Raw genomic sequence first — 25,983 nt, forward strand, 5'->3', positions numbered from 1 at the left:
GGGGCAGTTCATGCCCTACCGGCAAGCCATTAGGCAGTTACTGAATACCAATTCATGAAAAAAATTATTTTTATACTAGTAGCAATCTTGGGAGCCCTTGCCTGCACCTATGCCCAGGATACGGCGCAGGTAGCCGTAACTGTTACAGGTGTTGTTACCAACGAACAAAAAGAGCCCATCGGGGGAGTTACCGTAGCAGTAAAAGATCAACCTGGTTTGGGAATTGCTACCAACAATAAAGGAGAGTATTCCATTAAGGCTAATAAATACCAATGGTTGGTTTACTCCTCTATTGGTTACCAGCAACTGGAAGTGCTGATAAAAGATTCGGTAAACCTGAACGTAACCCTAAAAGTCGCTGAACAAAATGCGATGGAGGAAATTATTGTCACCGCATTGGGAAGCCAGAAAAAAGCTACGGTAACAGGAGCTATCACCACGGTGGACCTATCCACTATAAAAACCTCTTCATCTAGTATTACCAATGCATTGGCAGGTAATGTAGCCGGTGTATTAGCGATGCAGGGAAGCGGCCAACCGGGTAGTAATGCCTCAGAGTTCTGGATCAGGGGTATTTCTACTTTTGGCGCCGGAACAGGAGCCCTCGTAATGGTAGATGGTTTTGAAAGGTCACTTACAGAAATCAATATAGAAGACATTGAAACCTTTTCTATTTTAAAAGACGCATCCACTACAGCAATTTATGGTTCGCGGGGTGCTAATGGGGTTGTGCTTATCACTACTAAAAAAGGTAAACTGGATAAAGTTTCCATTAACGGCAAATACGAAGGATCTTACAATACACGAACATTTACGCCAAAATTCGTGGATGGACATACTTACGCCAGCCTCATGAATGAGGCTCGTAGTACCCGGAACGAGGAAATTTTTTATAGCCCTGATGATTTAACCTTGATCCAAAATCAATTGGATCCCGACATGTTCCCTGATATTAACTGGATGGATATGTTTCTAAAACCAGGAGCTTTTACACAACGCGCCTCACTGAACTTTGACGGTGGCGGTTCTTTAGCTCGTTATTTTGTATCCGGAAGTTATTTTAATGAAGGCGGTATGTACGAAACCGATGAGAACCTGAAAAGCTATAATACCAACGCTAATTATAAAAGATGGAACTACAGGGCAAATATTGATATGAATCTTACTAAAACAACCCTGGTTCGTATGGGGGTAAGTGGTTCTTTGGAAAAACAAAATCTGCCTGGCGGAACCTACAACGAAATATGGGCTACTCTTCTTGGGTCAAATCCCATCTCCATTCCTATTAAATACTCTACAGGTCAGGTAGCATCAAGAGGTGGTGGCGAGAGGCAGAATCCCTGGGTACTGATAACACAGCAGGGATATATTGAAAACTGGAAGAACAAAATACAGACCAATGTTACCCTGGAGCAAAACCTGAAATTTATAACTCCGGGATTGCGTTTTGTGGGACGCTTTGGTTATGATAATAATAATAACAATTATATCCGTCGTATGAAATGGCCCGAGGGATGGATAGCGCAAAGACAACGTGAATCTACAGGTGAGTTAAAACTTACGCGAACTATAAATGAACAGTTACTCACGCAACAATCCAGCGCCTCCAGCGACCGTTTGGAAACCTTGCAGGGAGAACTGCATTATAACAAAAATATCAAAAGACACAATTTAGGCGGAGTGCTACAGTACACTCAGGAAAAAAAAGTAAATACCGGTACTTATGGCGAAGATATCATGCAGGGAATAGAGCGTCGTAACCAACGTTTGGCAGGCCGTTTCACTTACGGTTATGCTTCCCGTTACATGTTTGATATCAACTTTGGATATAACGGTTCAGAAAATTTTGCTACCGGAGAGCAGTTCGGTTTTTTCCCGGCAGTTTCAGGAGCTTGGAACGTAGCCGAAGAAAAATTTATAAAGGATAATATGGGATGGATGGATATGTTCAAAATCCGTTATTCTTACGGTAAAGTGGGAAATGATTACATTTCTTACAACAACCAACAGGTTCGCTTTCCTTACCTGGCTGAATTTAGTACCAATGCTGACAGAGGGTATAATTGGGGCGATATTGAAAGCAATAATACCTTTCCGGGTCTTTCGTACAGCAGAATCGCGTCCAACTCTATTACCTGGGAGGTATCTACTAAGCATGATCTGGGTCTTGATTTTTCTTTCTTTGGTGATAAATTCGGTGGTGCTCTTGATTATTTTCACGATCAACGCGATGGTATCTATGTAATCAGGGAATTTTTACCGCCTAGTGTTGGTATTCTTTCCGGAGCCTCACCTCGCGCTAATGTAGGTTCTACTTTGAACAAAGGTTTTGACGGGCAATTGAAATTTACACAGCAAATTAATAAAGTAAATTTTACTGTGCGTAGCACCATGGTATATAGCCGCAACGAAATACTGGAAGCGGATGAAGAGTTCAGTAACTATCCCTATAGAAGACGTGCGGGGTACCGTGTAAATCAAAACAAAGGGTTGGTAGCTTTGGGACTTTTTAAAGATTATGAGGACATTCGTAATAGTCCAACTCAAAATTTTGGCAGGGTAGCCCCCGGCGATATAAAGTACAAGGATATTAACGGGGACGGTACTATTGATGATAACGATATTGTTCCTGTGGGTGCTACCCGCTATCCTAATCTTACCTATGGCTTTGGATTATCTGCGAGTTGGAAGGGCTTTGATGCTAGCGTACTGTTCCAGGGAGCAGGTAAGTCGTCTTTCTTTATTAACGGATTTACTGTTTATCCATTTAGTGCAGGAGACTGGGGTAATATACTCACTGATGTAGTAGAATCCAATCGCTGGATATTGGGTGAAAATGAGGATATAAATGCCACCTATCCAAGGTTAAGTTACAACGGAAGTGCTAATAACTACCGGGCTTCCAGCTACTGGTTACGTGAAAGCTCTTACATGCGTCTGAAAACAGTGGATGCAGGCTATACATTCCCTAAAGTGTTCACCAATCGAATGGGCATCAAAACCATGCGGCTATACTTTCTAGGGACCAACCTGCTGACGTTCTCTAAATTCAAGCTGTGGGATCCCGAAATGAACAGCACTAACGGTCAGCAATATCCGCTGGCTAAAACAATCACCATGGGTTTAACCATAAACCTGTAATATAAAAGTCATGACGAAAAAACAAATAACTTTAGGTGTATTGCTCATAGCAGTAATCTCATTTTTTGGTTCCTGCAAAAAATACCTGAGCGTCGAACATTACTTTGATGATCGCCAAAGCGAGGAGCGTATTTTTAAAACAAGGGATTATACCGAGCAATGGCTTGGCTACTGTTACAGTTCCTTGTTGAATTACAATCTTGAAATAGGGCATAGAACCTATAATCTTTCCAATTACTCCGATGATATGTTCTTCAATGAATCGGGCGGTGCTAATGGCTTGCAGTACCGGCAGTTTAAATTTGGAGAATATGATTACACCTGGCTAAGAGATTCCTGGACACAGTCCTATGATGGTATTCGACAGGCCTCTATCATGATACACAGCTTAAAGGAAGGAAGCACCTTTACAGATAAAGAGGTAGCTGATTACAAAGCCCAGGCAAGGTTCATCAGGGCCTACCTTTACTGGTTGTTATTGCGTAAATATGGACCCGTACCTATCATGCCTGACAAAGGAGTAAATTATGACGATGCCTATGCCAACATGTCTTATCCTCGCAATAGTTATGACGAGGTAGCCACCTTTATCTCTGATGAAATGGCCCTGGCTGCTAAAGATCTGCCATTAAAAAGAGATAATCGCAATGTTGCACGGCCAAGCCGTGGTGCGGCCCTGGCCACCCGAGCGAAGGCACTGCTATTTGCTGCAAGCCCATTGGCTAATGGGAACGCAGAGATGGCTGACTTTACGGATGATGCAGGCCGGATATTAATTAGCCAGCAGTACAATGAAGAGAAATGGGCTAAAGCGGCAGCAGCGGCTAAAGATGTAATAGACCTTAATCAATACAAGCTTTACATTGCAGCTCCTAAATTTAAAGGTACAGCAGATTACCCGGCCACTATTTTCCCTCCGGAGCATCCGGAATACTCACACAGAGACTTTCCCGAGGGATGGGCGAATGTGGATCCTTTTGAATCTTATCGTGCGCTGTTTAATGGCGACCTTTATGCCGGTGAAAACCCAGAGATGATCTTTACCAGGGGAGAGAATCAAACGGATGAAGCACACGGCATTATATCGCTGGCCAGGCACCAGATGCCACAGGTGGGCGGTGGCTACAACTGTCATGGTATTACCTTAAAACAGTGTGATGCATATGCTATGAATGATGGCACATCCTTTAACCGTCAGGCGATTCTTCAAAAGTATGGTGCTAACATGTTTGTGCAGGCAAACGAAGTCAATGATTTTAAGCCCTTGATGGCCAATGTTTGGAAAGAGTTTGCTAATCGTGAGCCCCGTTTTTATGCATCGGTGGCTTACAGTGGTGCATTTTGGACCATGTCAAGTGCCATTAATAATGCTGCAGATGTAACCAATAAACAAATATTTTATTATAGGGGTGAAAATGAAGGCATGATTAACGGAGATCGCTGGCTGCCTACCGGAATTGGTATAATGAAGTATGTAAATCCTAAAGATAATGCTACCAGTAATGGTGGTAAAATTTTCCCGAAAGTAGAAATTACAATCCGTTATGCCGATATTTTGCTGATGTATGCCGAAGCCCTGAACGAATTGGGCGGAAACTACAATATTCCGACATGGGACGGAGGAGGCTCTCACGCTATATCCAGAAATATAGTAGAAATGAAAAAAGCGGTTGGACAAATACGTATTCGTGCAGGCGTGCCTGACCATGATATGTCAGTATATGGTAGTAAGGAGGAGTTGCGGAAAAAGATAAAACGGGAACGCCAGATAGAACTATTAGCCGAAAATCAGCGCTACTACGACCTGCGTCGGTGGAAGGATGCCCCGGTTGATGAGGCTGAACAGATATATGGTTACAATGTAATGATGACTAAGGACAGAGCTGCCGATTTTTACACTCCAATACGCGTACCACTTTTACAAACGACTTTTTCAAAGAAAATGTATTTCTGGCCTATTGATTGGAATGAGTTGCAAAAAAACAAGCGAATGACACAGGCTCCGGGCTGGCCTTCATTCGATTAATTAAAAAACTGCATACTTACATAAAAGTGGTAAACATAGCAGTGATACTGAAAAACTAAAAACGTATAATATGAAAAAGTTACGCATATACTTAGCAATCGTAGGACTAGCCTTTGCCTTAGGCGCTTGTAATGACGAGTGGAAGGAGGAACTGTATACACAAATGGTATCTTTTAAAGCAAGACTGGGCAGTGAGGGTGTTTCTGAAGTATACCTTAGATATAATAAAAACGGGGAGGGAATTTATAATCTTCCGGTAATTGTAAGTGGTTCAACAAGCAACCACCAGGACCTCTACGTTAAAATTGAAGTGGATCCTGATACGCTCAATATCTTCAATAAGGAGAAATATCAGCATCGCACCGATCTTTATTTCAAACAATTGCCGGAGCAATTTTACCAATTGCCATCGTCTACCTGCTTTATCCCGAAAGGATCACATACCGAGAATTATCCTGTTAAGTTCAAATTCGATAACCTCGACCTCGTGGAAAGATATGTATTACCTCTTACTATAAAAGATGATCCTTCCTACATTTCCAATACTCGTAAAGGATGGAGAAAAGCACTATTATATGTAAGACCATTTAATGATTTTTCGGGTAACTACTCGGCTACTTCGATGAACGTGTACCTGGACGGACAGACAACTTTTCCGCTGGTGTCGAGTACCAGAACGGCATGGGTAGTAGATGAAAGGTCTGTATTCTTTTACGCAGGGGTGTTTGAAGAGAAGTCTGAAGCACGCGGTGAATATAAAGTAGTGATGGATTTCTCTGATCCGGTTACGCAAGCAGATGGCACGAAAACCGGCACCCTCAATGTTTATGCGCCCAGCAGTGCTATTAATTTTGAACTGACTGCTCCGGCTACTTACCAGATCCGTGAAGTAGCAGACCCCACCAAAAAATACCTGGTAACACGTTATTGCACAGTAAACCTGAAATATAAATATGATGACATCAGTACCGTACCAGGCAAAAAGGTAAGATACCGCGCTGACGGATCGATGACTATGGCGCGCTTAACCAACACCCTGATACCAGACGAAGATCAGGCTATTGAATGGTAGCAGGCCTGTCTTCCAAAGAACAGCAGGGCAATAGCTTACTTAATATTATTTACCCGGAACATCACTTGGCAAAAGATGATGTTCCGGGTATAGCGTTTATATAATTGGAGCATAAATCCCCATACAATTATACTGCCCGTCTTAAGGAAAAGATTTGGTTTTGACTAAAGTATTGGACGGATTGTAATACATTTACCATTGTTCGCGATGGAGAAGACAATGGTATTTTTAAAGTGGAATTTGAAAAACGAAAGCATTATTTTTTGACAGGCATCAGTCAGCTTTGTAGTAGTACTAAATAGAGGCAGACCAGATGAGAAGACTAAGAAATGAATATGGAAAGAAGATCCTTTATTAAAAATGCGGGGTTACTAGCCGGAGGCGCCCTGATCAATCATTCAGAATCCTTTGCTTTGAACCAGCAGGGGGTTATAAAAATAGGCGTTGTTGGTTGCGGAGACAGAGGTAAAGGCATGATGCATGTGATACAGAACCTGAAAGACAAATTCCAGATTACGGCTATATGCGATGTGCTTGACTTCAGGCTCGACGAGGCGCGTAAGATTACGAAGGAAGCCAAAGTAGCTGCTTACAAAGATTACCGCAGGCTGATGGATGATAAAAACGTGGATGCTGTAGTGGTAGCCGTTCCGTTAAATATGCATTTTCCGGTTGCCGAAGCCACGTTACAGGCAGGTAAACACCTGTACCTGGAGAAAACAATGACCTTTGATATACCTCAGGCTTTGAAGTTAGTGGAGCTTTCGAAGCATCGGCCTAAACAGGTGATACAAATCGGGCACCAGTACCGCTATTCGCCACTTTATTATAAAGTAAAAGACATCATAAAGAATGGTGTTTTGGGTAAGGTAAACCAGATTGACTGCCGCTGGGATAGAAACGGCACCTGGCGCAGGCCGGTACCAGATCCTTCCCTGGAGCGCCAGATCAACTGGAGAATGTATAAAGAGTATTCAGGCGGACTGGTTGCAGAGCTGTTATCGCACCAGATTGATTTTATTAACTGGGCTTTTGATACGCATCCCACCGAATTTCAATCAACCGGGGGAATCGACATTTTTAAAGACGGACGGGAAACATACGATAATGTGCAGGTAATGTTCAGGTATGCTGAAGCTGGTATTATTGGCAACTTCGGCTCTACCTGTGGAAATGCTTATGATGGCTATTTATTCAAAATAAAAGGATCAAAAGGTACTATTTCTTTATTGACAGACAAGGGTGTTTTTTATCCTGAAAAAAGCTCGGTACCTAAAAACCAGGTCGTAGATGGTGTAACCGGCGCGTCCAAAATATCCTGGAATAAAGAAGGGGGTACTCCTATTTTGCCCGAGCCTACCAAAGATGGTACCTGGTATGCACTAATAGATTTTTATAAGGCTGTTAAAGCAGGGCAGCTACCAGACTCCAATGTTTATACAGGAGCGAAAACTGCGATATGTGTTCACCTTGCCAACCAGGCTTTATATAATAAAGAGATCACTTACTGGAAGAAAGAGTATACTATTCAACCCTCATGAGCGAAGTAAGTATGGGTTTATTAGATCTGCAACGGCGCTTTCAAAATATTAAATAATGCAGGAGATAGCAACCAGGAAGGTAACAATAAGTGACCTCGCAGCTTTACAGGAGATAGGCCGGAAAACTTTTTACGAGACTTTTGCGGCAAACAATACGGCCGCGAATATGGAGCAATATCTGGAAGAGGGATTTTCAGAGTATAAATTGGCAGTTGAACTCAATAATGAGCATTCGCTGTTCTATTTCGCGCTGCTGGAGGGCCGTATAATAGGGTACCTGAAAGTTAACCTGGGCATGTCTCAAACAGAACTGCAGGATGGTGATAGCCTTGAAATTGAAAGGATCTATGTGTTACAGGAATTCCAGGGCAAAAAGGTAGGACAGGTACTATACGAAAAGGCGATAGCATTGGCCGTTCATTACAAAGTTGATTATATATGGCTGGGTGTTTGGGAAGAAAATAAAAAAGCTATCGGCTTTTATACCAAAAACGGCTTCGTGCCATTTGACCGGCATATTTTTAAACTGGGCGATGATGAGCAAACAGACATTATGATGAAAAAAACGTTACAGGCTGATCAATCAGCCAACTAAGAGCGCTCAATATGTACACGCCTAATAACTGCAAATTTAACGATCGGGGAGAGATGGTATCGTTTATGAAACGCTACAGCTTTGCAACCATGGTTACCAATATTGATGGGAAACCTGTGGCCACGCAGCTGCCTTTTGTTGTGGAGGTTACCGGCGAGCGGCTGTTGTTGAGCTCACACTTTGCGTTAGCTAATGAACAATCCGGACATATAGAACAGCAGAATTCGCTGATCATTTTTTCAGAACCTCATGCATATATTTCTCCAGCTCACTATGATAAAAAAGAAAGCGTTCCTACCTGGGATTATGTGGCTGTACACGCATACGGAATTGCAAAGATTGTGAGCGAAGCGGAACAAAAGATGAAGCTGCTGGAGCAGATGATCGGTTTTTATGAACCGGAGTACCACCAACAATGGAGTAAACTGCCGGATAAATTTAAGCATGGTATGCTGAAAGGCATAGTAGCTTTTGAGATTGAAGTAGCGGAGTTGCAGGGACAGAAAAAGCTGAGTCAGAATAAAACAGCGGATGAAAGACGGAGAATTGTGGAGCAGCTGCAGCAAAGTGATTACGGTGTAGAAAGAGATCTTGCAGCTTATATAAAGGAACTGGATACAGGATTGTAACGAACAGGGTATAGGTAAACCTCTATTCGGGTACTACGCTATGCAACAGATTTGTGCAGTTGTCTGGCTTCCTGGCGTCTTTGCGCCCCCAACTACAGGAGGGGGCCTTAATCTGCATGCTTCATGGCTCGGCAGGGATTATTAACGCCACGAATTCCAGCGTTCCTTTCAGAATTGATTTTCAGGCACAATACACAAATGAATAAAATATATCCGCACATTTGGAATCTCTTAACCGCGAAGAAAGGAGTACACAAAGGATGCGCAGAGAATGTGTCCGGTTCTGGTGAAGTAAAACCTGTAGTACATAATTCAAACTCCTCCGCGTTAACTCTGTTTCTCTTTTTCTCCCCGGTAAACCTCTTAACTGCAAGGTCGAAGACGCAAGGAAGTTGCCGCTTCGATAAATTTATTGTACAGAATAACACAGATAATTGTAGAATAATATAAACACTCATTATTATTTGTGCATCTGTGATTAACAAAAATTTCTGCATTAAATGCCATGTACCCAACAAATACGAATGACCAAAACTAAAAAGGCCGCCCCGTAAGGCAGCCTTATAAGAATTCAGGCACTCCCTATTGATACTGCTCCACCCGTACTACTTTTGAGTAGGTTTTGGTACCATCCTGGTCAACCTGCGTAATACGTATATAGTAAGACGAATTATTGCTGATGGCATCACCGGATTTGCTGCAACCCGCTATCGTAAATGCTCCAACGCTTAGTATTGTCAAAGCAATTATCCACGCTTTTCTACGACCTGAATTGGAGAAAGGAATCAATGCTAATCCAACTAATGAAAAGGCCGCAATAGGTAAACTACCATTGGAAGTCCAATTATAGTTCAATGCTGTATCGCTGTTTCCGTTGGTAGCCTTAGATGTAACTGTTGCAATTTTTTTAAATTGTTGACCATCGGCAGATGCTTCTATCTCAAAATGATCGTTAGCTGTCTCTTTTTCTGTAGTCCAGCTTACATTCAGCTGATTGTTTTTAGTTGACGCGGTTACTGCTCCAAATGTTACAGGCAATACCAGGCCAGCGTCCTTTACCCAGGTAAATGCATCAACACCCATGTATTGATAATTTCCTCCAAGAGTTAGCTGGAGTTCGTCAATTACAATATTGCTGTAATTCTGCCCATTCAAATTGGTCATGTCAATAAGTGTGTAACCATTAGTAGTACCTAAAGAGGTTGCAAATCCGGTAGTTTTGGTTTGGGTGAATTTAGTTATCCCACTTAGTTTTCCGGTAACATTAAGGGTTCCCGTCACTGTCCCCAGCGCGGCAAATAGATCACCCAGATATACCCAGAAGCGGTTAACCTTAAAAAGATTAGAAGTGGTTTTGATGCTGAAAGAAGAGTTTAACAAAGCATTGTCGGCTCCATTAGTTTTTCCTGAATTATCTATATACGTATCGTCGTTGGCAATCCCTGTCCAACCTGTTCCCGGATAGCTTGCCTGTATACTAAAGCCGCCCCGGTGAGAAATAATATTGAAACCAACACCATTGTTGGTGAAGCTGCTATTTCCATCAGCTTCGCCCACAAAATGAACTGTGCTGGTTTGTGCAGAAGAAAACGTAGCAGCCAGCAAGCCGCTGATAGCTAGAAGTAAATACTTTTTCATGTTGATGATTTAGAGGGTGATTTGCTGCAATAGGAAAGGAAGGCCAGTCTTTCTCGTAAACAGCTGTGCGAAGTTAGAATAAAAATATTTATATCACTAAATAGTGATATAAATATTTTTTTAACCCAGGGATGATCCCTTCTTCCAGCCATTTCGACGGGTGGGAGCGTGGCTAAAAGATAACAGCGTCATCCTTTATAGATTGTGTTGTAGCCGTTAATAGGAAAAGTATTGTTTGTCTGCTTTGATCCTGATTTTTAGAAAGATGCCTGTTATCCGTCACCAGAAGATTTACTATAATGGAGTAGCGAAGCAGCTAAATGTTGCTTGAGCACGAAGGTTAGCAGTACAGTCACCGACCAGCGCCGGTATGTTTAGGTCCACTCAGGAAATTGAGAGGTATTCAGATCCAGAGCTGCAATGGCTTTCATTTCAGAAGGACTGAGCTTAAAGTCGAAAATGTTTAAATTCTCCATCATATGTGCTTTTTGCACTGTTCGGGGTATAGCCACTACACCACGTTGATAATGCCACCTCAAGCTTACCTGGGCGTTGGTTTTATTGTGCTTCTTGCCGATAGCAGCCAAAGTTGGATTGGTAAAAAGTCCGTTTCTACCCTCAGCAAATGGCGCCCAGGCTTCCATTTGTACATCGTTTTTCTTTAAATCATTATAGGAGTCCATCTCGTGAAAGAAGGCATGCGTTTCAATTTGGTTGACTGCGGGTTTAATGGTCGCCACTGACATCAGGTCTTTATAGTGAGCCGGGGTAAAATTACTGATGCCGATCGCTTTTATTTTACCGGCTTTGTTAAGCTCTTCCATCATTTTCCAGGAACCTTTAAAATCTCCTCTTGGCCGGTGAATAAGATATAAATCCAAGTAATCGGTGCCCAGTTTTTTCAAAGAGGTTTCAAAAGCCATTTTCGTCTTTTCATACCCGGAATCATCTACCCAAACTTTTGAGGTGATAAAAAGGTTTTCTCTTTTGATGCCGCTTTGTTTGATTCCGGCCCCAACAAAGGTTTCGTTTCCGTATCGGGTGGCTGTATCGAAAAGACGATACCCCAGGGAAATAGCTTCAGCCACAGAACGCTGGCATATATCACCTTTTAGTGAATAAGTGCCAAAACCCAACATGGGCATCAATAAACCGTTATTGAGTTTAACGGTGGGAATGGAGCTTTTATTTTTTATAGTCTTTACAGCACCATATACATGATTACCCAAAGCCGGTAAAAAAATTGCAGAAGCTGCAAACACCGCAGTTTTTTGCAAAAAGTCGCGGCGTTTCATTGGGTTGGGTTGATTCTTAGTATCCATAATATTTTATTCAATCGGGTTTTTATTTTCTCTGGCTGGTTAAAACGATAAGTCCTGATGCAAACTTTTCCTGAGGGCTTTCGCAGTCGTTTTTTATGGCCGGTATATAAGAGGGTTATGTAATGAATTAGTTACGTTTGTCGTGGTAAATCTAATAAATAATGTTGTGATTTTGTCCTATAATTTCGCGTTATGTTACAATAATCGATCCTTTAAAATTTTGCCTCTGTGCGTGGGCTAATTGTGTGATGGGATAGAAGCGGCATCCTTTGGGCGCTGGGGTTTTAGCTATTAAAAAGAAAACTATTTTTTATTTTCTTCTTATCTTATTTTTTAGAAAGATGCTCGTTAGCCAGCACCAAAAGATATAGCGGATAACCCGACCCCTGCCCGCTAATACAATAATAAACAAGCAGGCCAGAGGGCACGCCCTCATCAACAACAATGTGCCTAACGGACACACGACAATAACAACCCGCAATAGGTATGGGTAGGCTTGATGCTTTGGTTAACGGCGAATGCACATAGCGAAAACCATACAATGAAGAACCCGAATTACGTTCACTACAACAATGTAGGTAGTAGTAAGCTAATATATTGGATAGCTATTTCGTTCCGGAAATATTAAATCATGCGTTTATAAAGTAAATGCAGCAACCATCATAATCTTTAGCTTATCATTCCGCTACAATTACTTTCACACCCATCTTTTCGATCTGAGATACTGTAGACCGGTTGACCTGTTTATCGGTAATAATATAATCGATCTGTTCCAGGTTGCAGATCTTGCCCAGTCCGCGCCGGTCAAACTTGCTGCTGTCGGCTAATACCACTACAGTTTGCGCAAGCGCGATCATTTTTTGATTGAGGCTGGCTTCCATTATATTGGTGATAGTAAGGCCATGATCAAGGTCAATACCATCCACACCCAGGAACAAAACGCCACAGGATAGCTCTTCCAGTATTTTTTCGGCAAAGGAGCCGGCAGTAGAGGAGGAGCTTTGGTGCACCAGCCCGCCTAATTGCAACACTTCTATATTAGGGCGATTGCAAAGTTCCAATGCAACTTTCAGGGCGGGTGTGATCACAATGATCTTTTTTTCGGGATGTAAAGCACGCGCCAGCTCATATACGGTGGTGCCGGAGCCAATCATAATAGAGTCATTAGGACCTATAAGACTCAATGCGGTTTTAGCAATACGCTTTTTTTCATCCGATTTGATGAATTCTTTTTCGTTGATCGGTCGCTCAATCGCATAGGGGTTTTGCATGGATGCGCCACCACGGGTGCGGAATAAGAGCTTTTTATCTTCCAGTAATTTAAGGTCTTTACGCACTGTTACCCCACTTACATTCATTTCCTCTATCAACTGGGGAATACTCAGTTTGCCATTTTCCTGCAGCTTCTGCAATATAAGTTGGTGACGTTCTGTTATTGATTTCATTTTATCGGTTTGGTTTGATCTTAATCAAAGGTTGACAGATGGCGGCTCTACCCGGCATTTTGATTTATGTGCAAATTTGAATGGAAATAATTAGAATTTCAAACGCTTCAAAAAACTTTCCTTAAAATTAATATAAACGCTTAATAATTGGTAAAAAACAGTTTCAAAAAGTTTTTTTATCTTTTAATTTGTTTAATTAAGTTAAATTTTATTACATTTGATATTGATTGTGCGTGTGAAATAAAAGGTGCCTGGCAACAGGGTGTCCTTGTTTTTAGAACGATTGCGCTGTTTTCACCGGTTTGAGCCCTAATAATTTGTTTACAAAGCGGTAACAATTTGTTTAAATATGTTTCATTGTTTTGTTTTTTAAAACTTTTGAAACAGTATTTGAAATAAAATTTAATAAAACAAGTAATGCCACAAAAAAAGATCATGCTTTTGAAAAGGAGCCTGCCTCCACCAACTGACGATACTTCTGTAAAAACCGGGCTAAGGTCCGGCTCAACCATCATTTCCAACCGCTTTTTTATGACAAATTTTTCAATCCGGGTTATCAGTGTTTTTATGGGACTGTTCCTATTGCTGTTAATGCCGGCAACAAGTTTTGCTCAAACGCGCATGATTACCGGTAAAGTAACGGATGATAAAGGACAGCCGTTAACGGGTATCTCTGTATCAGTTGACAGCACCGGTATCGGCGCCACCACCAACACAGATGGACGTTATGCTATCAGCTTTGACCGTTCCGGCGCTACACTTGGCTTTACCGGAATCGGGTATTTGCCCCGTCACGTGCCTGTAGGCGACCGTACGGTAATCGACCTCAGCCTGGAGCCTGATATTTCCAACCTGGGCGAAGTGGTGGTAGTAGCCTATGGTACTCAAAAGAAAACAAATGTAACCGGGTCTGTATCGCAGATCGGCAGTGACCAATTAGAAAGAAGACCTAACCTTTCAACTTCAGCAGCCCTCCAGGGGTTGGCTCCCGGTGTTACAGTTACCCAGCAAACCGGTTCGCCCGGTGGTGATGCAGGACAGATACGCATCAGGGGTATCAATTCCTTCGGAGGCTCTAACAGCGCTCCGCTGGTAATTATTGACGGAGTAGCAGGTTCTATAGATGATATAGACGCTAATCTTATAGAATCTATATCGGTTTTAAAGGATGCAGCCTCTTCCGCTATCTACGGATCGAGGGCTGCCAATGGGGTTATCTTAATTACCACCAAAAGGGCCAAAGATAAAATGTCGGTACTATACCGGGGGTATATTGGTCAGCAAAGACCCACGGCCATTCCCGAAGTAACAGACGGTCTTACTTATATGCAGGTGTTTAACGATGCCAGCATGAATGACAATGGCATCAAGGTCTATAGTGATGAAGATATCGAAGAGTTTAAGAAAAAATATGCTGAAAATCCTTCCAACTACGACTGGCAGGATGCTATCTTACAGGGCAACGGTTTTACGCATAACCATTTTATCTCCTTAATGGCTAATAGCGGAATCGTAAGAGTGAATCCGTCTTTAAGCTATGCTGATCAAAATGGTATTATTAAGAATACAGACTTTAAAAGATATGTATTCCGCAATAATATGGATATCACACCTAATGATAAATTCAATATCAAGTTTGATATTGCTGTCACCAACAAGAACCGGAGGCAGGTGGCCAGCGAGGGTACTATCTGGAACTACCTGGGACGCATGCCCACTAATATTCCCATCCGTTATGGAGACCGCTGGTCTGATGGATGGGTAAAGATCAACCCGGTAGCTTATATCGATGAAGGCGGCAACCGTGGTACCAATAACCTGGATCTGTATGGCAACTTAAGCCTGAACTACAAACCGGCACCATGGCTTTCTTTCACCGGTATGGTTGCACCACGTTATGTAACAACCAATGTGCACAACTTTACCAAGAGCGTAATGACCTATATTGAAGACGGATCTCAGGCAGGTGCCGCCAATACTTTTACCGATCTCACCGAAACGTCTTATCGTTACCTGTATGGTACCTACCAGTTTTTTGCCAATGCGCAAAAAAGCATAAAAAACCATAACCTGAACCTGATGGCAGGTGCATCAAGAGAAACCTATGATGAAAAGTACCTGATGGCATACCGGCGGGATTTTACTTATGATGATTATGAAGTGATTGGCGCCGGTGCAGATAATGCAACAAAAGACAACAATGGTTCGCGCGATCAATGGTTGCTGGTATCGGGTTTTGGTCGCTTTAATTACGATTTTAAAGGCAAATATCTTTTTGAAGCCAACATGCGCTACGACGGTACATCCCGTTTCATCAAGGCTAATCGCTGGGCAGCTTTTCCTTCTTTCTCTGCAGGATGGGTATTGAGTAAAGAGTCTTTTATGCAGGATTTACGCCCGGTAATAAGCCTGTTGAAACTAAGAGGTTCGTGGGGTAAACTGGGTAACCAGAACATCGGTAGTTCTTATTATCCATTCTCAGAAACATTAAACCTGGGTAGTATATCAATGGGTAACCAGATTTACCAGATGATCTCTCAAACGAATATGTCGAACCCTAACTTACGCTGGGAAGAAACCACGATGAAAGGTATTGCGCTCGATGCAACCCTGTTCAACAAATGGTCTTTTACCTACGAGTGGTATGATAAGGTTACGGATGGCATTTTGCTTAAACTGAACACTTCGCAGTTGACAGGTTTGTCGGCCCCTTACCAGAATGCCGCAGTGGTCTCCAATAAAGGTTGGGAGTTCTCTACCCGATACGACGACCAGTTTGGCGATTTTAAATTAGGGGTCGGCTTCAATATTTCTGATGTAAAAAATAAGATCACGGATATGAAGGGACAAACCTCGGGAGCCTTGTTACGCCAGCAGGAGGGTTATGCCATTAATTCGATTTATGGCTATATAGCAGAAGGGTTTTACCAGTCGCAGGAAGAGGTCGCAAAGGCCCCGGTACAATTTGGTACTTTAAAGCCCGGTGATGTACGTTATAAAGATATAGCCGGCGCCTTTGATGAAAGCGGCAATGCGATCCCGGACGGTAAGATCACCGACCTGGATAAAGTGATCATTGGCAGTACGATTCCACGCTATACCTACGGTGGCAATCTCGACCTGGGCTGGAAAGGTATCACCTTCAGTGCCTTTATACAGGGTGTGGGTAAGGCCGATGGCTACCTGAACGCACACTATGTAATACCTGCCGCCAATTCGAGTGCGATCAAACCCTGGCAGCTGGATTACTGGAGGCCTGATAATACCGATGCTGCATTACCGAGAGTATCCATCACTTCTACCAACAATACACAAAATTCCACCTTATGGATGAGAAGCGCATCCTACCTGCGTTTAAAAAATATACAGCTGGGCTATCAATTGCCAAACCACTTGGTAAAAAATATGAAGCTTAAGAATATGTTCATCTATGTGAATGGGCAGAACCTCCTGACCAAAACTAAATTTTACCAGGGTTACGATCCGGAGATCAATTACAATGCAGCTGTTTCCGACGGCGTATCGCTGGGAGAGGGCAATTACTATCCCCAGGTTAAAACATTCACATTTGGTATCGACATTAAATTTTAAATCATGCAACATCTTAATATAATAAAAAAATTCCTGGGAACTGCGCTGGTCTGCAGCCTGGTGTTTGCCTCGTGCAACCTCGACCGTTTCCCACTCAATGGCCCCTCAACCGAAACCTTTCCCGCATCAGAAAAAGAAGCACAGATGGGATTACTGGCGGCTTATCAGTCCATCAGTCAACTGGATGCATCCAGCACACCGATCTGGCATGTAATGGATAATATTACCGATATCGGCTATGCCCGTCCCGGCAACAACTATACTTCACCTATAACCAGTGCATTAACTACCGACAATGCGCTGGCTGTAAAACCCTGGCAGGTTCATTATCGTACTATTGCCCGTTGCCACGCAGTGTTGGATAAGTTGTCTGATTTAAAAGCGTCCATGGCCGAAGCGGCCTACAACCAGTTAGACGCTGAGCTTCGTTTTGTTCGCGCCTACGCTTATTCGCAGCTAATAGAATTATATGGCGCCGTTCCGCTGATCAAACAAGCCGTGGGCCTCGGCAATTCGAATGTGGAGCGAACACCTAAAGCTACCATTGAGCAATTTTTATTAGACGAGCTCACAGAAATTGCTGAACGACTACCCGTATCTCAATCGGTTTATGGTAATGTTCGTGCATCGCGTATATCGGCTTATATGCTAAAAGCCCGCATTGCATTGTATGCAAAAAAATACCCCCAGGCTATAGAAGCCAGTAAAAAAGCCTTGGATCTTTCTGCAGGAGTCAATGACCTGACACCGTTTAATACTACCATAAATACTGTAGGAAAAGATCATACTACCGGCGAACCCAGCACAGCCAATATATTCGGTCATGAAGGGTACCTGAGCAGCAAAGAATGGATATGGGTGGCAGAATACAATAAAGCCATCGTAGGCAATACCCATAATCAGCAATATTATATTGCATCCCGATTAGGTAAAGGGGTTTGTTACTGGGGGCCTACACAGGATTTTATCAACACCTTCCAGGCAACAGATGGTTTGCCTATAACTGAATCTCCTTTGTATAACCCCACAAAGCCTTATGAGAACCGGGACCCAAGACTGGACATGTATTGTGTTCGTCCGGGATCGCGGTATATGGGTTACCAGTTTGAGCCTAATACAACCTCTAAAACGGTGGCTAATTATTGGCCTGTAATTAACGGACAGGCTACAACTCCTTCTTCTGTTACTAATACAGATGCTACCAATGCGTTCAGGTCTTTCAGCGGCTATCTGTGGCGCAAACATACAGACCTGGCCGACTTTAATTCTACATCCGTTAGTGGTGTTTGCGACCTGGATGTAGGTATCTTCAGGCTGTCAGAACTGTTATTGATTTATGCAGAAGCCAAGATTGAAGCCAATGAAATTGATGCTACGGTGTATACTGCCATCAATCGCATACGTACGCGTGCGAAAATGCCCTCATTACCCACCGGCCTTTCCCAGGCACAATTACGTAAAGCCCTGAGATATGAGCGCAAAATAGAACTGGCCAATGATGGTCTGCGTTGGTACGACCTGCGCCGCTGGGATATTGCAAAGACAGTAATGAATGGCGTAATATACCTGAACCGTGATGCCAAAGCATGGACCAGTGCCGTATTAACAGGTTTCGATGATAATTATACGCCTATTTATAATCACTCTGAAGCGGCTAAATATTTTACCACGCAGGAGGTAGTGTACCGGGTAAATAAAGATGAGTTATGGCCGGTGCCCAAATCGGAGATAGATGCCAGCAATAAGCTGACGCAGAACCCGGGGTATTAAGCGGTTGATACTTCACGATCAATAGTTGATAGTATATTAAATAAAAATAAATGACGAAATTGTTTCGCCCCGAAAACAGGAGATGGTGGATCATCGCGGTGATCTTTATTGCGATCGTCTTTAATTATGTAGACCGGCAGGTAGTATCTATACTGAAACCCGTTTTGAAAAACGAGTTTCAGCTGGATGATAATGGTTATGCGGTGATCATTAATGTATTTACGATCTGCTACGCGTTGATGTACCCGGTTACCGGGTGGATGGTGGATCGCTTCGGGGCGAAAGTGGTGATGTTCTATGGTGTATTAACCTGGTCCATTGCCTGTATTGGTGGCGGTTTTGCCCGCAGTTTAGGGCAACTGGCTTTTTTCAGGGGATTGCTCGGAGCTGCCGAGCCTACTAATTTTCCTTCCCAACTGAAAGTGGTAGCTATTTGGTTCCCGGGAAAATTAAGGGCTACCGCTAACAGTTTATGCGTGGCGGGTAGTTCTATCGGGGCTATTATAGCACCACCGCTGGTGGCCTGGCTGGCCATTCAATACAGTTGGCAAACGGCCTTTATTGTATTAGGAGCTGTTGGGCTGGTCATTGCAGTGCTATGGAAACTGGTATATCAAGACCCTCCCGCACATATTATGCAGGAAGCCGTGCAGGATGAAACGGGGCCTGTTGATCAACCCGTACCGGTTGCAGCTTTTTCCTGGAAACAGCTCTGGACCACCAAAAGCTTGTGGGGCGTGTTGTTGATCAGGTTTGTGAGCGACCCTGTATGGTACTTCTGTTTGTTTTGGCTACCTGGGTATTTGCAGGAACAGTCTGGCCTATCATTGGCACAGGTAGGTATGTTTGGCTGGATACCCTTCCTGGTGGCAGACCTGGGAGCCATTGGCACATCCGCCTGGTCAGACCGGCTGGTAAAAAAAGGGTATGCCCCGTTACGGGCCCGTAAATTAATGTTGACCGTGACTGCTTGTTTTGCCCCGCTTTGCGCATTGGCGCCTTACCTGCCCAATGCAGCTAGTACGCTTGCCGTATTCAGTATTGTAGCCGTAGCATGTTTGAGCTGGTTGTTTACAATCAGTGTGGTAGTCGCGGAAGCCTTTCCTGTAAAAAATGTGGCCAGTGTGTTAGGAATCGCAGGAGGCTTTGGCGCACTGGGTGCAGTACTCTTCAACAGTTTTGTAGGGTCACTAATGGGAACGGTTGGCGCTGATAAAGTATTCTTAGCAATGGCTGTATTACACCCTATTGCCATTTTCATATTATGGACGATGATCAGAAAAGAACAGCCCAAAAACAAATCAATTATTTCAAAAACAAATCAATTATAATGACAAATAATATAATAGAACCCGCAAAGGAACTTCCGGTTAGAGCATCAGTGGATGTGCTGGTTATTGGTGGCGGTCCATCAGGCATTATGGCAGCACTGGCTGCTGCCGAAGACGGCGCTAATGTAATGCTTATAGAAAGCCGCAGCTTTGTAGGTGGCAATATGACTATCGGATTACCAGTCCTCGGATTCCTGGGGCAGAAAGGTAACCAGATCATTAAGGGACTTCCTCAAAAATATATCGACCGGTTAAAAGCTATAGAGGCATCCAGTGAGCACCGGCCCTGCCCACTACATATGAGCCTTACTTTGGTTGAACCGGAAGCAGTAAAAACGGTAGCCTTGCAAATGCTGGTTGAAGCCGGTGTGAACATATTGTTTTACGCCTTTTGTGCAGGAGTTGTAAAAGAAGGTGACGAATTAAAAGGTGTCATCATAGAAAGCAAGGCCGGAAGGGAAGTAGTGCTATCAAAGGTAATTATTGATTGCAGTGGTGATGCGGACGTGGCTTTTAAGGCCGGCGTACCCTGCGAATTTGGCAACGAACAAGGCGGCGTTCAACCTCCCACATTAATGTTTTGCCTGGGTGGTGTTGACACAGAAAAATTACGCCTGAGTATTGCAGAAGAACCCCGCACCTATCTCACCGATTTTATTCCGGCCGAATACTTCGGTCAAAACAACCAGTTTGTATTGGTAGGCATGCGCAACCTGATCAACCAGGCTAAAGAACAGGGCTTATTATTGCCTACAGAAAGAACCATTCTGATAACCGGCTTGCGTAAGGGCGAAATATGGGTGAACATGACCCGCGTGAACGGTGTAAACGGCACCGATCCCGCCAGCCTTACCTGGGGAGAAATAGAGGGACGCAGGCAGATCGAAGATATTCAACGGTACCTGGTAAATTATGTACCCGGCTTTGAAAACGCTTACTTTTTAAAAACGGCGCCATTCCTCGGTATTCGCGAAACGCGTCGCATCAAAGGGCAATACACCATGGATCGCGATGATATTATGAGTTGCCGCCATTTTGAGGACGCGATTGCGGTTGCCAGCTATCCATTAGACATTCATCACCCGGTGGGCGGGGGATGTACGCTCGAATGGTGTGGCGATTGCTATGATATCCCATATCGCTCTTTGGTGCCGCAAGACGTTAAAAATTTACTGGTAGCAGGCAGGGCTATTTCTACCACACATGAAGCCATGTCTGCCATAAGAGTAATGGCGCCCTGTATGGCCATGGGAGAAGCAGCGGGTCGTGCGGCTAAAATGGCGGTTAAACAAGGCATTCAGCCGGATGCGATTGATGTAAAAGCATTGCAGCAGGAACTGCTTGAAAAAGGAGCTCACCTGCGTATTCCACAGGAAAGTACTATTTAATATTAAAGGATATGTCTGCAACAAGAAGAAAATTTATACACCAGTTAGGCCTCGGCGCAGCTTCTGCTACCCTGTTGCCTTTTGGGGGCAGCGCTACTGAAACAAAGGCTCCTCGCGGTTTTCACCGGGTCTTATCCTGTAATGTACGTGTTGCGCTGCCTGAAGATGAGACGAAAGGAGTAGGCTGGCCACAGCGAAAAGATATCTGCATCCAGGTGATCCAAAATCAGCAACCGGATATTGTGGGGTTCCAGGAAGTATTAAAAGTGCAGGCGGAAGATATCAGGGAAGCCTTTCCCCGGTTCTGCCTGTTTGGTTTTGAAGGCCCGGAAATGGATGCCCATCCAACAGGTTATCATGGCATTGCAAAAAATCCCATATTGTTTAACAAGGAACGATATGAATTATTAACCGGTGGCAACTATTGGTTATCCGAAACACCTTTGGTCGCTGGCAGCAAATCATGGAACACGGCGAGGGCGCGGCATGCCAACTGGGTGCGGCTAAAAGAGCGCAAAACGGGCAAAGAGCTACGGATCGTTAATCTGCATCTCGACCATATATCAGATGAAGCAAAAAAGCAACAAGCCCGGATCGTTGCCGAAGAAAGCGCGCAATATTCAACCGCTTTTGCCCAGCTGTTAACCGGCGACTTTAATAGTCGTTTTGACAGCCCCGTGCTCGCATCATTAAGAACCAGTGACTGGAAGGAAAGCTATGAAACATTACACGGACAAAAAGAAGCGGGGCATACAGGTCATGAATTTGAAGGAACTGCTTATACAAAAGCAGCATCAAAGGGACGCATCGATTATATATGGTATAGAGGTAATATCAAACCTGTGGAAAGTAAAATAATAAAAGATGCTTTAAAAGGAAAATTTCCCAGCGATCATTTTTTTATGCTTTCCGATTTTGAAGTATAGTATGTAGATGATAGATAATAGATCGCTCACAATTGAATAGTATCGCTCAAATAGTAAAAAAGTAATATGAAACAATTAGGAATAGTTTGGACTTTGCTCCTGGTACTGGTTGCCCAGCTGGTTTCCGCACAGGATGCATACCGAAAACCGGTTTTAGAGCAAAAAGGATCATGGTCAGTGATCATGGTACCGGATATCCAGAACTATGTAAAATGGAGCCGGAACCAACCCATTCTCGATCTGATGATGGCATGGGTCGAAGATAATATTGACAGCCTTAATATTAAGATGGTGATAGGGGTGGGTGACCTGGTGGAAAACAATGAAAAGATCACTACTGATTATGATGGCAATCAAACCACGCAGCAGCAGTGGGAGTCGGCTGCGCGTGCATTTGGTAAGCTTGATGGTAAAGTGCCCTATATAGCAGCTACAGGTAACCATGATTACAGCATTGACCGGCAGGGTAGCCGCAGTTCGCGTTATCACGAATTCTTTCATCCCGAAAAGAATTTCTTAAACCAGAAATTTCTAGTGCAAAACAGTCGTAACGAAGATGGGCAGCCTACCCTGGAGAATTCGGCCTACGAGTTGAAGAATCTGAACGGAAAGGACTATTTGTTTATGACCGTGGAGTATGGTCCCCGTGACTCCGTGCTTACCTGGGCTAAAAAAGTGGCCGCTTTGCAACAGTACAAAAATCATCGCATCGTTTTGGCCACACATAATTACTTGTCTCAAAAAGATCAGCATACATCGGGCGAGATCAAATGGTTATTCTGGGAACCCTATAATATCGATAATATGATACAGAAAGCGCCACATATAAAAATGCCCTTTGCCAATAATGGTGTACAGATCTGGCAAAAGCTGGTTCAGCCTGCATCTAATATTGAATTGGTGTTATGCGGTCATATATCCGGAGAAGGGTACCGTACTGATAAAAACACATCCGGTAAGACAGTGCACCAGATGTTATTTGATGCCCAGTCAATGGGCGGGGGGCATCGCGATGGAAATGGCGGCGATGGCTGGCTACGCATACTTGAATTTTTACCCGATGGGAAAACCGTTAAAGTAAAAACCTTTTCTCCCTTTTTCGGTGCTTCTCCTTCCACCAGGCACCTGGCATGGAAAAAAGATGCCCGCAATGAATACCAAATGAAGTTCGATTAGGAATGTATAAAGTTGAACAACGATACCTATAACAACCTGTTGCCACAGGTATAACGATTAAGCCACAATGAAAAAAGAAACAACAATTATGAGTCAATTGGGTATACCACGACCCCTGCTGTCGGGCTACCTGGGCATTATGCTTTTTATGATGGGGGATGGAATGGAGCAGGGCTGGCTAAGTCCTTATCTTATTGAAAAAGGAATGAGCATACAGCAAACAGCTTCCCTGTTCACCGCTTATGGTGTCACTATCGCTATAGCATCCTGGTTTTCGGGCGTGCTGGCAGAAACCCTGACGCCTAAAAAAACAATGTTGATCGGGTTGATTATTTACCTGCTGGGTACGGTAGGGTTTATTGGCATGGGTATGGAATCGCTGAACTTCCCAACAATGCTGGTTACATACGGTTTACGTGGATTCGGTTATCCCTTATTTGCCTACTCCTTCCTGGTATGGATATCTTATGTAACACCTCAAAAAATGCTGGGACGGGCGGTAGGATGGTTTTGGTTTGTATTTACCGGTGGGTTGAATGTGTTGGGTGCTTTTTATTCCAGTTGGGCTATCCGGGAACTGGGGCATATCAATGCGCTTTGGAGTGCCGTATTCTGGGTATTACTGGGAGCGCTGTTTGCCCTTGTCTGGAATAAAGCACCCTTTCCCTCAGGTAAAACTACCAATAGCAAATTGGCTGAGCTTGGGAAGGGCTTAACTATTGTTAAAGAAGAACCTAAAGTGCTGCTGGCGGGTATCGTAAGGGTAATCAACACCACGGCACAGTTTGCCTTCCCGGTTTTTCTGCCCACCTACATGGCGGCACATGGTTTTGATACTACAGAGTGGTTGTATATCTGGGGCACCATCTTTACCAGTAACATAGCGTTCAACCTGATATTTGGATTTGTGGGCGATCGCTTTGGCTGGCGTCAAACCATCATCTGGTTCGGTGGCGTGGGCTGCGGTATCACTACTTTATTACTTTACTATATACCACAGTATAGTCCTGGTACCTACTGGCTCGTAATGCTGGCCGGAATTTTATGGGGTGCCTGCCTTGCGGGTTATGTTCCACTTTCGGCCCTGACGCCGTCTTTAGTAAGCAAAGATAAAGGAGCGGCCATGGCTATTTTAAACCTGGGTGCCGGGCTGGCTGTTTTTGCAGGTCCTGCTATAGTGGGTTTATTGATAGCGCCCCTGGGTAACGAGGGAGTAATATGGATCCTGGCGGCGCTGTACTTTATCAGCGCTATACTCACCTGTTTTATAAAACCACGGGCTGCTGTTTTCGGGACCGGGGTGAAAGCGATAGAAACAATATGAATGATGCATGATAATGGACAGTTATCATCGGTTTAAATATAAAAGAATACAAAATGAGAATACTAGTAACCGCACCTTATCATGAACAAGGTTTGTTGGAATTAAAGTCGAACTTTAGGGAAGTGATTTACAAGCCCTGGAAAGAAAATGACCGGGCATTTAATGAAGATGAGTTAACTGAGCTGCTTAAGGAAAACGGCGCAGAAGCTCTGATTACCGAACACGACCACGTAACTGAAAAAGTATTAAGAAGCAACAGGCATCTCCAATTTATTGGTGTTTGCCGTGGCACCCCTTCCAATGTTGCATTAACTGTAGCCACAGAGCTAAAGATTCCTGTTTTCTATACACCGGCCCGTAATGCACAGGCCGTAGCTGAATTATTTATCGCCAATACCATCTGCTTTATGCGGCAGGTATTGCCAGGTATGCAGTGGTTAAAAGAACGGAAATGGGAGGCCGGGGCCCACACTTCTTACCTGCAGTTTAAAGGAGCAGAGTTGGCAGGTAAAACAATTGGCCTGGTTGGTTTTGGCGCCATAGGACAGCTGATTGCCGGCATGATTGTAAACTATCCCTGTGCCATTCAGTATTATGATCCTTATGTAAACGAGTCTGCTTTTCCAGATTATAAAAAGACAAGCCTGGAAGATCTGTTCCGTACCAGCGACATTGTATCCGTTCATCTGCCGGTAACCTGCGAAACACAACAATTAATTAATCACTCCTTGCTACAACTAATGCATCGGGATGCTTTATTTGTAAATACTGCCCGGGCTTCTGTGGTGAACCGCAATGATCTGTATGAAGTATTGGCTTCCGGCAGCATAAAAGGCGCTATTTTAGATGTATTCGATAATGAGCCGCCGGATGAACTGGATTATAAAATAATCGACCTGCCTAATGTGATGGCAACACCGCATATTGCAGGCGCCACTTTTGAGGTAGAGGATCATCATGTACGCATTATGAACAAAGTACTGATCGATTGGTATATACACGGTAATCAAACCGCTGATAAAATTTATAATAAAGAGGTATTAGCTTCTGTTATCTAAATCAATTGTA

At 43.6% G+C, this 25,983-nt stretch carries 17 protein-coding genes; 14 read left to right on the plus strand and 3 right to left on the minus strand.

Annotated elements, in window-relative coordinates:
* Window positions 1-54 precede the first annotated feature (54 nt).
* The 6 genes from ACLOAU_RS16880 to ACLOAU_RS16905 all read left to right on the plus strand — a co-directional run bounded on the left by ACLOAU_RS16880 (window position 55) and on the right by ACLOAU_RS16905 (window position 9,004).
* Window positions 55-3,141 (plus strand): SusC/RagA family TonB-linked outer membrane protein, encoded by a 3,087-nt coding sequence (locus tag ACLOAU_RS16880; protein WP_427863076.1) that lies wholly within the window; start codon window positions 55-57, stop codon window positions 3,139-3,141.
* Window positions 3,142-3,151: 10 nt separating this feature from the next.
* Complete coding sequence (locus tag ACLOAU_RS16885) at window positions 3,152-5,167, plus strand: RagB/SusD family nutrient uptake outer membrane protein (protein ID WP_427863077.1); 2,016 nt, start codon at window positions 3,152-3,154, stop codon at window positions 5,165-5,167.
* Window positions 5,168-5,237: 70 nt separating this feature from the next.
* Window positions 5,238-6,239, plus strand: coding sequence for a DUF4973 domain-containing protein (locus tag ACLOAU_RS16890; RefSeq protein ID WP_427863078.1), 1,002 nt, complete (start codon window positions 5,238-5,240; stop codon window positions 6,237-6,239).
* 335 nt (window positions 6,240-6,574) lie between these two features.
* A complete protein-coding gene (locus tag ACLOAU_RS16895; protein WP_427863079.1) occupies window positions 6,575-7,780 on the plus strand; it encodes a Gfo/Idh/MocA family protein in 1,206 nt (401 codons plus the stop codon).
* A gap of 55 nt (window positions 7,781-7,835) precedes the next feature.
* Window positions 7,836-8,375: a GNAT family N-acetyltransferase gene (locus tag ACLOAU_RS16900; protein WP_427863080.1), complete on the plus strand. Its 540-nt coding sequence runs from the start codon at window positions 7,836-7,838 to the stop codon at window positions 8,373-8,375.
* Window positions 8,376-8,386: 11 nt separating this feature from the next.
* On the plus strand, window positions 8,387-9,004 hold the full coding sequence (locus tag ACLOAU_RS16905; RefSeq protein WP_427863081.1) for an FMN-binding negative transcriptional regulator: 618 nt from the start codon (window positions 8,387-8,389) through the stop codon (window positions 9,002-9,004).
* Between the two features lie 582 nt (window positions 9,005-9,586).
* Here ACLOAU_RS16905 and ACLOAU_RS16910 read toward each other — a convergent pair.
* From ACLOAU_RS16910 to ACLOAU_RS16920, 3 genes are all read right to left on the minus strand, one after another.
* Window positions 9,587-10,642, minus strand: coding sequence for a hypothetical protein (locus ACLOAU_RS16910; protein ID WP_427863082.1), 1,056 nt, complete (start codon window positions 10,640-10,642; stop codon window positions 9,587-9,589).
* A gap of 374 nt (window positions 10,643-11,016) precedes the next feature.
* A complete protein-coding gene (locus tag ACLOAU_RS16915; RefSeq protein ID WP_427863084.1) occupies window positions 11,017-11,964 on the minus strand; it encodes an aldo/keto reductase in 948 nt (315 codons plus the stop codon).
* Window positions 11,965-12,641: 677 nt separating this feature from the next.
* The gene (locus ACLOAU_RS16920) at window positions 12,642-13,409 is read right to left on the minus strand and encodes a DeoR/GlpR family DNA-binding transcription regulator (RefSeq protein ID WP_427863085.1); all 768 of its coding nucleotides are present in this window, start codon (window positions 13,407-13,409) and stop codon (window positions 12,642-12,644) included.
* Between the two features lie 435 nt (window positions 13,410-13,844).
* Between ACLOAU_RS16920 and ACLOAU_RS16925 the strand changes: the two genes are divergently transcribed.
* The 8 genes from ACLOAU_RS16925 to ACLOAU_RS16960 all read left to right on the plus strand — a co-directional run bounded on the left by ACLOAU_RS16925 (window position 13,845) and on the right by ACLOAU_RS16960 (window position 25,973).
* Window positions 13,845-17,000, plus strand: coding sequence for a SusC/RagA family TonB-linked outer membrane protein (locus ACLOAU_RS16925; RefSeq protein ID WP_427863086.1), 3,156 nt, complete (start codon window positions 13,845-13,847; stop codon window positions 16,998-17,000).
* Between the two features lie 3 nt (window positions 17,001-17,003).
* Window positions 17,004-18,770: a RagB/SusD family nutrient uptake outer membrane protein gene (locus tag ACLOAU_RS16930; RefSeq protein ID WP_427863087.1), complete on the plus strand. Its 1,767-nt coding sequence runs from the start codon at window positions 17,004-17,006 to the stop codon at window positions 18,768-18,770.
* Window positions 18,771-18,820: 50 nt separating this feature from the next.
* The gene (locus tag ACLOAU_RS16935) at window positions 18,821-20,101 is read left to right on the plus strand and encodes an MFS transporter (protein ID WP_427863088.1); all 1,281 of its coding nucleotides are present in this window, start codon (window positions 18,821-18,823) and stop codon (window positions 20,099-20,101) included.
* On the plus strand, window positions 20,101-21,489 hold the full coding sequence (locus tag ACLOAU_RS16940) for an FAD-dependent oxidoreductase (RefSeq protein ID WP_427863089.1): 1,389 nt from the start codon (window positions 20,101-20,103) through the stop codon (window positions 21,487-21,489). The genes ACLOAU_RS16935 and ACLOAU_RS16940 overlap by 1 nt, the downstream gene beginning before the upstream one ends.
* 11 nt (window positions 21,490-21,500) lie before the next feature.
* Window positions 21,501-22,415, plus strand: a complete 915-nt coding sequence (locus ACLOAU_RS16945) for an endonuclease/exonuclease/phosphatase family protein (RefSeq protein ID WP_427863090.1) — start codon at window positions 21,501-21,503, stop codon at window positions 22,413-22,415.
* A gap of 66 nt (window positions 22,416-22,481) precedes the next feature.
* On the plus strand, window positions 22,482-23,591 hold the full coding sequence (locus ACLOAU_RS16950) for a metallophosphoesterase (RefSeq protein ID WP_427863091.1): 1,110 nt from the start codon (window positions 22,482-22,484) through the stop codon (window positions 23,589-23,591).
* 67 nt (window positions 23,592-23,658) lie between these two features.
* Window positions 23,659-24,915 carry an MFS transporter gene (locus ACLOAU_RS16955; protein WP_427863092.1) on the plus strand — a complete coding sequence of 419 codons (1,257 nt, stop codon included), beginning with the start codon at window positions 23,659-23,661 and terminating at the stop codon, window positions 24,913-24,915.
* 53 nt (window positions 24,916-24,968) lie between these two features.
* Entirely contained in the window at window positions 24,969-25,973 is a 1,005-nt protein-coding gene (locus tag ACLOAU_RS16960; protein ID WP_427863093.1) for an NAD(P)-dependent oxidoreductase, read from the plus strand.
* Window positions 25,974-25,983 lie beyond the last annotated feature (10 nt).

The organism is Paraniabella aurantiaca (assembly GCF_050309965.1).
Taxonomy (GTDB): Bacteria; Bacteroidota; Bacteroidia; order Chitinophagales; family Chitinophagaceae; genus Niabella.